At 57.9% G+C, this 11,602-nt stretch carries 10 protein-coding genes and 2 pseudogenes; 11 read left to right on the top strand and 1 reads right to left on the bottom strand.

The genetic code is table 11. The features are described 5' to 3' along the window. Positions 1 to 269 precede the first annotated feature (269 nt). Both QRN22_RS25910 and QRN22_RS25905 read left to right on the top strand, forming a co-directional pair. Positions 270 to 1,436 (top strand): MFS transporter, encoded by a 1,167-nt coding sequence (locus QRN22_RS25910; RefSeq protein WP_042553985.1) that lies wholly within the window; start codon positions 270 to 272, stop codon positions 1,434 to 1,436. A gap of 109 nt (positions 1,437 to 1,545) precedes the next feature. Beyond that, positions 1,546 to 1,974 carry a hypothetical protein gene (locus QRN22_RS25905; protein WP_042553986.1) on the top strand — a complete coding sequence of 143 codons (429 nt, stop codon included), beginning with the start codon at positions 1,546 to 1,548 and terminating at the stop codon, positions 1,972 to 1,974. A 515-nt stretch (positions 1,975 to 2,489) separates the two neighbouring features. Here QRN22_RS25905 and QRN22_RS25900 read toward each other — a convergent pair. Then, a complete protein-coding gene (locus QRN22_RS25900) occupies positions 2,490 to 2,729 on the bottom strand; it encodes a YheU family protein (RefSeq protein ID WP_042553987.1) in 240 nt (79 codons plus the stop codon). A 317-nt stretch (positions 2,730 to 3,046) separates the two neighbouring features. Between QRN22_RS25900 and ihfB the strand changes: the two genes are divergently transcribed. The 9 genes and pseudogenes from ihfB to wbpB all read left to right on the top strand — a co-directional run bounded on the left by ihfB (position 3,047) and on the right by wbpB (position 11,594). Next, positions 3,047 to 3,334: an integration host factor subunit beta gene (ihfB, locus tag QRN22_RS25895; RefSeq protein WP_042553988.1), complete on the top strand. Its 288-nt coding sequence runs from the start codon at positions 3,047 to 3,049 to the stop codon at positions 3,332 to 3,334. Positions 3,335 to 3,527: 193 nt separating this feature from the next. Then, a pseudogene (locus tag QRN22_RS26735) lies at positions 3,528 to 4,364 on the top strand (MCP four helix bundle domain-containing protein); the annotation flags it as partial. Then, complete coding sequence (locus QRN22_RS26730) at positions 4,359 to 5,222, top strand: methyl-accepting chemotaxis protein (protein WP_499119107.1); 864 nt, start codon at positions 4,359 to 4,361, stop codon at positions 5,220 to 5,222. The pseudogene QRN22_RS26735 and the gene QRN22_RS26730, both read left to right, overlap by 6 nt. A gap of 72 nt (positions 5,223 to 5,294) precedes the next feature. Further along, positions 5,295 to 5,889, top strand: a pseudogene (locus QRN22_RS25885) (MBL fold metallo-hydrolase RNA specificity domain-containing protein); the annotation flags it as partial. A 106-nt stretch (positions 5,890 to 5,995) separates the two neighbouring features. Beyond that, positions 5,996 to 7,114, top strand: a complete 1,119-nt coding sequence (locus QRN22_RS25880) for a hypothetical protein (protein WP_042553991.1) — start codon at positions 5,996 to 5,998, stop codon at positions 7,112 to 7,114. A 579-nt stretch (positions 7,115 to 7,693) separates the two neighbouring features. Continuing rightward, on the top strand, positions 7,694 to 7,876 hold the full coding sequence (locus QRN22_RS25875; RefSeq protein ID WP_042553992.1) for a hypothetical protein: 183 nt from the start codon (positions 7,694 to 7,696) through the stop codon (positions 7,874 to 7,876). 107 nt (positions 7,877 to 7,983) lie between these two features. Continuing rightward, positions 7,984 to 9,276: a Wzz/FepE/Etk N-terminal domain-containing protein gene (locus QRN22_RS25870; RefSeq protein WP_156152706.1), complete on the top strand. Its 1,293-nt coding sequence runs from the start codon at positions 7,984 to 7,986 to the stop codon at positions 9,274 to 9,276. A gap of 38 nt (positions 9,277 to 9,314) precedes the next feature. Beyond that, positions 9,315 to 10,631, top strand: a complete 1,317-nt coding sequence (wbpA, locus tag QRN22_RS25865; RefSeq protein ID WP_042553994.1) for a UDP-N-acetyl-D-glucosamine 6-dehydrogenase — start codon at positions 9,315 to 9,317, stop codon at positions 10,629 to 10,631. Positions 10,632 to 10,646: 15 nt separating this feature from the next. Beyond that, positions 10,647 to 11,594, top strand: coding sequence for a UDP-N-acetyl-2-amino-2-deoxy-D-glucuronate oxidase (gene wbpB / locus QRN22_RS25860; protein ID WP_042554184.1), 948 nt, complete (start codon positions 10,647 to 10,649; stop codon positions 11,592 to 11,594). The last annotated feature ends 8 nt before the right edge of the window (positions 11,595 to 11,602 follow it).

Raw genomic sequence — 11,602 nt, 5'->3', positions numbered from 1 at the left:
CAGCCCCTGTCGTCCACGGCACCGCCATGTAGGAGCCCGCTTGCGGGCGATGCGATCGTAGCCGCCATGCACTCGTGCGCCATGGCCAGCAATCGCCAGCGAGCTGGCTCCTACATTATTGGGTGAGCCCGACTATGGGAAATGGTGGTCCTCCCGACTCATGACTGCAGCGCTTTTAGAGACAAGGCCGCTGCCAGGCTTGCTCTAATCCAGGTCTGCCGGTAGGGTTGCCGCCTCGGCTAAACCTGGCCACCTGATCAGGATATCCTGTGAAACCCGTTTCTCGCGCTTTGTTGCTGTTGGCCCTCGTGGCCGCAGCGGTGAACCTGCGCCCCGGCATTACCTCGCTGGCGCCGCTTATCGAACGCATCGCTCAGGAGCTTTCCCTGAGCCGTGGCTTCATCAGCCTTACTACCGCGCTGCCGGTGCTGTGCATGGGGCTGTTGGCGCCGCTGGCTCCGCGCCTGGCGGTCAGGTTCGGTCTGGAGCGCACCATCACCCTGTGCCTGGGCATCATTACCCTGGCGTTGATGCTGCGCCTGATTGGCCATTCCAGTGTGATGCTGATCGGCAGCGCAGTGCTGATGGGAGCCTCCATTGCCATTGCCGGGCCGCTGCTGTCGGGCTTCATCAAGCGTCATTTCGTCGGGCGCATGGGGCAGGTGCTGGCCTGGTACTCCTTGAGCATGGCTATCGGCGGGGCGGTTGGCGTGGTGCTGACCATGCCGGTTACCCATCTGTTCGCCGATGACTGGAGTTACGGCCTGGCCATCTGGGCATTGCCCGCCGCCTTAGCCGTCGCCATCTGGTGGCGTCTGCCCAAGCACCGGGCCGAGCCGCTGAGCCATGAAGAAGCATCCGCCGGCTTGCCCTGGCGCGAGGCGCGGGCCTGGTTGATCGCCGGCTACTTTTCGCTGCAGGCCGGGCTGTTCTACGCGATTGCCACCTGGACAGTGGCGCGCTATCAGGAAGCCGGGCTGTCGGCAATGCACAGCAATACGCTGTTCAGCCTGGCCATGCTGATGGGCCTGCCAAGTTCCTTTCTGCTGCCCTGGTTGGTGCAGCGTGTCAGCAACCCTTATCTGCTGATGGTCGCTTGCGGTTCCATGACGCTGACCAGTCTGAGCATGATCACCTTCCTGCCTACCTTCGTCCCCGAGCTCTGGGCGCTGACCCTGGGCTTCGGCATGAGCGGATCTTTCGCCCTGTCGCTGCTGCTGCCCATCTACGAAGCGGGCTCGCCCATGGCGGTCAGCCGCTGGACGGCGATGATGCTCGGCCTGGGCTACAGCGTGGCCTGCCTCACGCCGGTGCTCAGCGGCCTGGCGCGGGACATGGCCGGTACCTACCAGGTGCCGTTCATGGTGCTGACCGGCATGGCTGCGGTGATGGTGCTGGTGGCCTGGGCGATGCGCAAGGGTCCACGTCGGCCGTAGCAGGGCGGGGAGGTGCGCAATGACCAAACCCGTCACAGGGCTCACCCGCGGAGTTCCCCTGAATCGCTCCCTGTGATAGAAGGCAGCCAGTTTTTTTGCGGAGTGACCCGTGGAATCGGAATCCATCGTCTATGGCAGCATTCGTGACTGGCCGTCGGACAGCCCATCGGAGAGCCGCTTGCGGCGTCTGCTCAACCAGCAGGTGCTGGAGGCCTTGCCTGTCGGTGATGCCTGGCCGTTTCTCGGGCGCGAGATGTTTTCCTGCTGCCAGCGGCCTGGCAGCGGTTTGTACCAGACCCAGGTCATCCATTTCGGCGCGAGCTACCAGACCATCGAATACGAATGGAAGCTCTGGGTCGCCGAGTTCGAGGCGCTGCTCAAACGCCTGTATTGGGCCAGTGCCGTGGTGCATCTGGAAACCGAGCTGAACGGCACCCACACCTTCCGCTGGGAGTCGGACACCGGCCGGCACAGCCCGCACGACGGTGGCTTGCGCGTGCGCTGCGCCTGGGAACGAGAAGGTGGCCTGCGCGGCTAGCTCCTCGGACGTCGCCCCCGGCGCGAAGGCGATTGCGGCCATTCCGCAAGACCGCGGTGCTACAACTATTCGCCGCGAGGTCGTGGCTCCTACGCCAATGCGGCATTTCCTCCGGCCGTAGGAGCGTCGCCCCCGGCGCGAAAGCGATTGCGGCCATTCCACAAGACCGCAGCGCTACAACTATTCGCCGCGAGGTCGCGGCTCCTACGCCAATGCGGCATTTCGTCCGGACGTAGGAGCGTCGCCCCCGGCGCGAAGGCGATTGCGGCCATTCCGCAAGACCGCAGCGCTATTACCATTCGCCGCGAGGTCGCAGCTCCTACGCCAATGCGGCATTTCCTCCGACCGTAGAAGCGTCGCCCCCGGCGCGAATGCGATTGCGGCCATTCCACAAGACCGAAGGGCTACAACTATTCGCCGCGAGGTCACGGCTCCTACGCCAATGCGGCATTTCCTCCGGCCGTAGGAGCGTCGCCCCCGGCGCGAAAGCGATTGCGGCCATCACCCAATCGTCGCTACTCCTCATCCTCTACCAGCCACTCCTTCGGCACATCACGCTTGAGCGCCAATTGGCATTGCTGGCTTTCCGGATCGAACACGATCACCGCTTCGCCCTTGTCCAGTGCGCGACGTACGCGGATCACCCGGGTTTCCAGCGGTGTCTCGTCACCGTTGTCGGTACCATCGCGGGTCACGAAGTCTTCGATCAGGCGGGTGAGGGTGTCTGCTTCTAGCAGATTGGCGGGGATCAGCACGGTTTTCTCCTGAGGCGCTCTCGGCCTCTTACCATCAATTGCGTTGGCTCTCTTGGACGGCGCTCGCGTTGTTTTGATCACCTCTTTCGCTGCTCGGCATGCAACATCACAGATGACTATCCCGAGCCAACCTGGCGACCAAGCAACATTCCAGCCCAGACAACGACTTACGTTCATCTGCCCGAATCTGCTGCAGTCGATTCAAGAACCGAACCACATTTTCCGAATTGGTGGTTTTTTAGACTGTTCAAAAGCTGATCAGCGTGCTACAACCATTCCATCGAGTGACATAGCCGCTTGAAAACGAAGGGAAAAGTATGACCAAGTCGGAGCTGATCGAAAGAATCGTCACCCACCAAGGACAGCTTTCAAACAAAGATGTCGAGCTGGCCATCAAGACCATGCTGGAACAGATGTCACAGGCGCTGGCGACTGGCGATCGCATCGAGATCCGTGGCTTCGGCAGTTTCTCCCTTCACTATCGGGCACCGCGGGTAGGGCGCAACCCGAAAACCGGCCAATCCGTTCGTCTGGATGGCAAGTTCGTTCCGCACTTCAAACCCGGTAAAGAACTGCGCGACCGAGTGAACGAAGAAGAGGAATGATGATGTACCCGGTGTCGCTCTAGCCTGGGTCTTTCAACGTCTTTCGCGCACCATCCCGCGTCTATGCCACCGTTATTCGGATTGGCTACGCCGTGAGCTCGCAACGAGCCAAGGCACCTCAGATCTAACTCACCCAATAATAAAGCGCCATACCGCCCTACAGCCGCCTGTGGCTTAGCCGATACTGGTAACGATGCCAGCGCATACCTTGCGATTGCAGCTCACCCTCCTATCTACAGGTTTGCATATGAACTGGTTCTACAACGCCAAGCTCGCGACCAAGCTGTACCTGGCATTCGCCCTCTGCGCCACGATCACTCTCGTTGTCGGTGCGGTAGGCAGTCAGGGGATCGGCTCACTGTCCTCCAGCCTGCAGCTGGTTTTTTCCAATAACCTCGTGTCTGTTGCCAAGACCGCCGAGGCTCGTTCCAACGCCGTTGCCCAGAACCGCGACCTGTATCGCTTGCTGGATGCGGCCACGGCTGGCGCTCCGCAATCTGAGCGAAGCGCCATCCTCACCTCCATGAAGGAGAACCGCCAGACCAGTGAACGTGCCTTCGCTACGTACCGCGCCACGCCTCTGGCTGACGACGAACGAGCCGCTGGCGACCGCATGGACAAGAGTTGGCCCGCCTATCAGGCACTCGTCGAGCGCGCGTTGGCGCTGATCGAGAGTGGCGACTTCGATGCGGCCAGGCTGCTGATTGCCGGTGACGTGTCACAGGCCTACCGCACAGTCATCGATGAAATGGGCATCATGGTGGAGTCCAACAACCGCCAGATCGGCGAAGGTGCCGAAGATGCTCGGCAGAGGGAGGCGGCCGCCAAGCTCAACCTGTATATCGGCATCGGCCTGGCGTTTCTCGCTGCCTTCCTGCTGGGCATGTTCATCAGCCGGGTGATCAGCGCGCCTATCACCTTGGCGGTGCGCAACGCCGAGCGCATTGCCGGCGGCGATCTGACCCACACCATCGCCAGCGGTCATCGCGACGAGGTCGGCCAGTTGCTGACAGCGCTCGGTGCGATGCAAGGTGGCCTCAAAGGCACCATTCAGCAGATTGCCAGCGCAGCCGATCAGCTGGCTTCGGCTGCCGAAGAGCTCAACGTGGTGACCGAGGAGAGCAGCCGAGGGCTGGTTCGCCAAAACGACGAAATCCAGCTTGCCGCCACGGCTGTAACCGAGATGAGCGCAGCCGTCGAGGAAGTCGCCCGCAACGCCACCTCGACCTCCGAAGCATCCAGGCTGACCAGCCAGGAAGCCGCCAGCGGCCGCGACCAGGCGCGCGAGGCCGTCAAGGCGATCACCAGCGTTAACAGCGAGATTGGCCATTCGACCGTCATCGTCGACGAGCTGGCCGGTAGCGTTCGCGATATCGCCAAGGTGCTCGATGTCATTCGCGGTATCGCCGAACAGACTAACCTGCTGGCTCTCAACGCGGCCATCGAAGCTGCACGAGCGGGAGAGCAGGGCCGGGGCTTTGCGGTAGTGGCCGACGAAGTGAGAGCGCTGGCTGCGCGCACCCAGGCATCCACCGGTGAAATCGAGTCGATGATTACCAGTGTTCAGTCACGCGCCGACGATGCAGTGAAAGCGATGGGCAATAGCAGAACCCTGGCCAACAGCACGCAAGAGCTGGCCAAGGCCACCGGTGAGTCCCTCGAGCGAATCGCCCATAACATCGCCGAGATCAACGACCGCAACATGCTGATCGCCACGGCATCCGAAGAACAGGCCAACGTCGCCCGGGAAGTGGACCGCAATCTGGTCAACATCCAGGACCTGTCGACCCAGACCTCGGCAGGTGCCCATCAGACCAGCGCTTCCAGCCAGGAGCTGTCGCGCCTTGCCATCTCGTTCAACAACCTGGTGAGCACCTTCAAGCTTTAAGGCGCTCGCCAGTCAGGGCCGTCGGCGGCGCAATGCCGCTGATCGCCCTGGCACCCGTTTTCGTAGCCTGGGTTGATCCCTGCCTTCAGCGTCGGCCGCACGCAAGAGATGCTCTACGAGCTGGAAGGCATCATCCACAGCAAGAAACTGCATACTACAGCCGTACCAGAAACCTTTGTGGGAGCGGGCCATGCCCGCGAAGCTTTCAAAACTGCACCAAATGACCCTGCTGAAATCGACTGGCCACGCCTGCCCATCATCCTGGATTCAGCCTTGGCAAGCCGCGCCAGACCCGCCATCGTCATCGCTGGCAACGGCATGTGCTCCAGCGGCCGTATCGTCAACTACCTCAAGGCCATGCTCGGCGACCCGCGACACGACGTGCTGTTCGTCGGCTACCAGGCCAGGGGAACGCCGGGCCACGCCATACAACGCTTCGGGCCGAAGAAGGGATATGTGGATATCGACCTCCAGCATCGGCGGGTAGTCGGCGCATTCCGATCATGCGGGGTTGGTCGGGTTCGTGACCGGGATGGAACAGTGGCCCGGGGAGATTCGGTTGGTGCATGGGGAGGAGGGGGCCAAAGCCGCGTTGCGGCAAGCGCTGCTTGCTGTATATGCCCGCGAGGGGTTGTCAGTCGTTATCACTGACCCGATAGACCCATAGCCTCGGTTAGCCGAGGGGCATCCGGGATCCCCTTGAGGCGAGCCTATTCTGTCGCTCGTTTCGAATAAAATGCGTGTTCTGACCTCGAAACGGAACATGAGCCCCGATGACCGCTATATCCGCAACTGCGCAAGGCACACCAGCTAGCGATCCTTCACCCAAGTCGAAACTGGAGCGTGTGCTAGCCCACTGGGGCGCAATTGCCTGGTTGCTCAGTTTGTTTGGATTACTGGCGGGGTTCGCGAGCCTGTTCTGTTACACCCATGCAATTGGCCGTATTGATCTCTTTCAGGCCGCTGCGGCGAATCAATCGATGCTGCTCGTTTGGTTGGCCTGGGTAGGGCTGATGTCGGTCGCCTTCATGCTTATCATGGCGAGCGCTGCCGTGTTACTCGCCTTGGCGGTCTCGATGCTCAACACTCATCACCGCTTGCAGCGCCGAGCGATCAATTCGCTGCTGTTCATCGTCTCGGCCGGGTATGCCTGTTTCGGTGGTCTGATTCTTTGGGCATCCGATTGGGGGGTTGAGTGGGTGGCGGTGGCGGTCTGTCTGGTCACTGCCCTGGCGACCACGCTGTTCTACTTCCTTAATCCCAACCTGCACATTCCGGTCGTGCTCTCCGCGCTCAGGCCGAAAAAAGGCAAAGCGGCATCGCCCTGGGCTCTGCTCTTCTTCCTGTTCCTGGCTTTGCTGGGCACGGTAGTGGCAGGTGTTTTCCCCGCGCAAATGGTGCTCATGGCTTACCGAGGAGAAGACACCCCCGATGCCGTGGGACAACTTATGCTGATTGCGGTGCTTTCGATGATTCTTGCGTTGCTGCCCGTGTGGGTGTTCTACAAGGCGCGTGGTGATCTTGCCCGCCGCTGGCAGTTATGCGTGGCTAGCCTGGTCGCTGCGCTAATGGTGTACCTCGTTCTGTCGCCAGCCACGCTAGGCATCATCACCTATGCTGCGGCGAGCTCCATGGGCATGCGTGATAATCAGGTACGGGCCTATATGCTCACCGACACGTATGTGCTTGGTGAACTGGATTCGAGCGAATGGTCGGTCGAGGCCAGGCAGAAAGGCTCCGCCAGAATCGAAGCCTTCAAGCTGTTCGGTTTTGGCAATGTGTTATTGCTTTGCCCGGAAAGCCTGGTAAAAACCGAACTCAAGCATTGGCCGCAGCGCTCCGCGCGATGCCTGCTCACGAGCGCCACCCTGGCGCGAGTGTTACCCCAGTGACGGCTTAGGGCGCGCCTAAAGACCCGCCTCGGCGCATGCTGAGGATCCGCGCGAGGTAGCTTGTGACGGACATGGTGGTGGGGGAGCGCCAAAAGGCATTGGTCAGAGCATTCGAGGGTTCATACGTAAAACGGCAATAAATTGTAGATATAAAATTCACATGAGAAAGAGCCGTGCTATAAGCAGCCAAAGGCTGACCTCGCCAGCCGTTCGTCCGAATGCAAGCCGCCGATCAACTGCAACTCAAGCTCTGAGGATATGAACGAGCGTGGACAATCGGCTTGTTCAGAGGCAGGTTGCCGCCAACCGTGAAGAGCAGTCGTTGGAAAAATGCGCTTTTCACTGAGATTTTCATCACAACCATGACGAAATCCACAAACAAAATTGGGTAGAATGCCGCGCTCGACAGATTCTGTTCGCTGGTAGTGGTACCGCTAATAGAAACTTCAGCTCGGCGGCAGGTGTATGGCATCTGCGCTACCGGGTGTCGGCCGATGGTGAAAATCACAGCCCGCGCTACGCACGTGGGTTCAATAGGACTGCAGTGACGGCAATGGTTTTGCCGGATCCCGGAAAACGATGCCTGAATCGATCAAGAAATCATTGCGTTCGCTAAAGCTCTTCAAGCTTAGCCGCCCCCTTCGCGCAGCCTCTGCCCGCCTGGTTATCGACCAGCTTGGCTACGGGGCCATGCCATGCAACCAGAAAAAAGACTCCATTTCCGCCATGAAACAGCTGGACGTTATGCGCCATGCCTGTTGAGTGCCTGTTGCCCCTATTACCCCCGAACTGCCCATGGCCCGCTGGCGCTGTGAGCTGGGGTGTGGACATTCATTTTCCAATCGCTTTGAAACAGGATGACTGAGCCCATGTCGCAAGCCCCAAACGTCCGCCCGCAGAACGATGACATCGATCTCGGCGAGCTAATGCGCGCACTGTGGGAGCGCAAGAAGCTGATCATCGGTGTCGCTGCCGTGGTCACCCTATTGGCAGTTGCTTATGCGCTGTTGGCTACCAAGTACTATCGCACCCAGAGCATCCTGCGCCCGGTTGCGATGAATGTATTGGATGAGCTCAATGCATCCGGCCTCTACGAATTGACGCCTGAAGAGGCGCTGCAGCGAGTCGGTGCGGGGATCAGCTCCTACGAGTATCGGCTCGAGTACTTCAATGCCAATCAGGAGCTATTTGGGCCAGATGCTATGAGTGATGGGCAGACCGCTGAGCAGGCGATGAACCAAATCATCGAAGACTTTGAAATACTGCGGCCTGACCCTAATCGCCCCGACGGTGGTTTTTCCTATATAGGGCTCGCTTATACCTACCCATGGGGTGTGAAAGGTGCCGATATCGTCAATGGGCTGATCCAGTACGTGATCCAGCAAGAGCGTACTGCCCTCGCTGAAGACGTGGAAGTGATCATCCGTAACCGCTTGGCCAAGCTGGAGCAGCGTATGGCAGCCGAGCGTGCTGCCTACCAGGCAGACAAGCAAGCGAAGATTGCATCGCTTTCGGAGGCTGATGCTCTCAAGCGAGCTCAGCTGCAGGACGAACTGAACTCTTTGCGCAAGCAACTCCGTACTCGTCGTGATGACCGAATCGCACAACTAAATGAAGCTGTCATGATCGCGAAGTCGCTGGGCATCGAGAAGCCGAGTACGCCATCCACCCTTTCTGATAGCGCACCAGTGTCTGGCTCTGGCAATGTCATCCGCACGGAGGTCAATAACCAGCAGATCCCTCTCTATTTCATGGGCACTGAGGCGCTCGAAGCAGAGCGCGATGCGCTACAAAAGCGCCGCTCGGATGAGTTTACCGAGCCCCGTGTTGCAAAGCTCCAAGCCGACTTACGGTTGCTTGAGCAGAATCGCGAAGTTGAACTCCTCAAACAGCGCGCTGATGAGGATGTATATATCGAGAACTATGCGAAATGGAATCAGGAGGCTGCGGAGCTCAAGGGTCTCAATCTGAACCTTAATGCCTTGCAATTGGTGAACATCGATAGGCAAGCGATATATCCACGCTCTGCCATCAAGCCTAAGAGGATTTTGGTGGTGGCGCTAGGTGCTGTATTGGGCACCATGTTGGGTCTATTCATTGCGCTGATGAGCGTTTTGACCAGTAAGCCTAAAACGCACTCTCGTTTTAGCGACGCCGGTTAATTTTTATATCTATATTCTATAAGTATCTGGAGTGTTACATGACGTCAGCTATCAAGCAGACAAGCGTTGCCAAGTTCAAGAGCAGGGAGGCCCTGATTGGTATTGTCGGTCTTGGCTACGTAGGGTTGCCGCTTATGTTGCGCTACAACGCAATTGGATTCCGCGTTTTAGGTATCGATATCGATGTCAATAAGGTCGATACGCTCAATGCTGGCGGGAGTTATATTGAGCACATTCCCGCTCAAAAAGTAGCTTCCGCACGTTCTTCGGGATTCGAAGCGACAACGGATTTTCAGCGCGTCAGTGAGTGCGACGCTTTGATTCTATGCGTACCGACACCGCTAAATAAGTATCGCGAGCCGGACATGAGCTTCGTTATAAATACTACTGACGCGATCAAACCCTACCTACGTGAGGGGCAGGTTGTGTCATTGGAAAGCACCACTTATCCTGGCACCACCGAGGAGGAGCTGCTGCCACGTGTCGAGCATGCAGGGCTGAAAGTCGGTGAGAATATCTTCTTGGTCTACTCGCCAGAGCGTGAAGACCCAGGCAATCCCAATTTTGAAACACGCACCATTCCGAAGGTAATTGGTGGTCATACGCCTGCCTGTCTCGACGTAGGTGTTGCGCTCTATGAGCAGGCCATCGACAAAGTCGTGTCCGTCAGCTCCACTAAAGCTGCAGAAATGACCAAGCTGCTCGAAAATATCCACCGTGCGGTAAATATTGGCCTAGTAAATGAGATGAAGATCGTCGCTGATCGCATGGGTATCGATATCTTCGAAGTTGTTGACGCAGCAGCAACCAAGCCATTCGGGTTCACTCCTTACTATCCTGGCCCAGGGCTTGGCGGACACTGCATCCCAATCGATCCTTTCTACCTGACCTGGAAGGCTCGCGAGTATGGCCTGCACACCCGTTTCATCGAACTGTCGGGTGAGGTCAACCAAGCTATGCCTGAATATGTCGTCACCAAGCTGATGGATGGCCTGAACGACGCGGGTAAACCGCTTAAAGGCAGTAATGTGCTCGTACTTGGTATCGCCTACAAGAAGAACGTAGACGATATGCGTGAGTCGCCCTCGGTGGAGATCATGGAGTTGATCGAGGCGAAAGGATGTCGAGTCGCATATAGCGATCCACATGTGCCTAAATTTCCTAAAATGCGTGAGCATAATTTCGATTTGTCTAGCGAGCCGCTTACCGCCGAGAACCTCCAGCGCTTTGACGCAGTTATTCTCGCCACTGATCATGATAAGTTTGATTACGATTTGATCAGTCGGCATGCGAAGTTGATAGTCGATAGCCGCGGTAAGTACCGTGCGCCTGCTGCCAACGTAATCAAAGCTTAAGTGGGGGAGGTCATTTTGAAACGATTTGCACTTATCGGCGCCGCTGGTTATATCGCTCCTCGCCATATGCGAGCTATCAAGGATACGGGTAACGAGTTGGTCTCCGCTTATGACATCAATGACTCTGTCGGGATCATCGACAGCCTGTCGCCTCAGAGCGAGTTCTTCACTGAGTTTGAACGTTTCGCCGAGCATGCCAACCGCATCAAGCGAGATCCGGCCACGGCTCTTGATTATGTCGCAGTCTGTTCGCCCAACTACTTGCATCACGCGCATATCGCCGCCGGTCTGCGGCTGGGATGTGATGTTATTTGCGAGAAGCCGCTGGTACCTACGCCTGAAGTGCTGGATGAGCTGTCCCGCGTAGAGAAGGAGACCGGCAAGCGTGTTTACAACATTCTGCAGTTGCGGCATCACCAAGCAATTTTGAGCCTAAAGGAAAAGGTTGCCAGCGAAAATCGCGAGGCCAAGTACGATGTCGAGCTAACTTACATCACGTCCCGCGGCAAATGGTATATGGAGAGTTGGAAGGGGGATCCGCGCAAATCATACGGTGTCGCTACGAACATAGGTGTGCACTTTTACGACATGCTGCATTTCATCTTCGGCAAGCTGCAGCGCAATGTATTGCATTACGCTAACGACTACAAAGCGGCTGGCTACCTCGAATATGAGAAAGCACGTGTGCGCTGGTTCCTGTCCATCGACGCTGATGATTTGCCAGAAAGCGTGAAGGGTAAGAAGCCGACCTATCGATCGATCACCGTGGACGGCGATGAAATCGAGTTTTCTGAAGGCTTCACCGACCTACATACCATCAGCTATCAGGAAATTTTGGCGGGTCGCGGTTACGGAATTGAGGACGCCAGGCATTGTGTTCAGACAGTCGATACCATTCGCTCTGCCACTGCAGTTACTGCAGTGAATGGAGAGGGGCATCCCTTTCTCGGTTGTTTGAATTGACACTGATC

Source organism: Pseudomonas sp. MEJ086 (genome assembly GCF_030209025.1).
GTDB classification, from domain to species: Bacteria; Pseudomonadota; Gammaproteobacteria; order Pseudomonadales; family Pseudomonadaceae; genus Aquipseudomonas; species Aquipseudomonas fulva_A.
The sequence above is the reverse complement of the archived record's forward strand: the minus strand, read 5'-3'. Positions and strand labels throughout refer to the sequence as shown.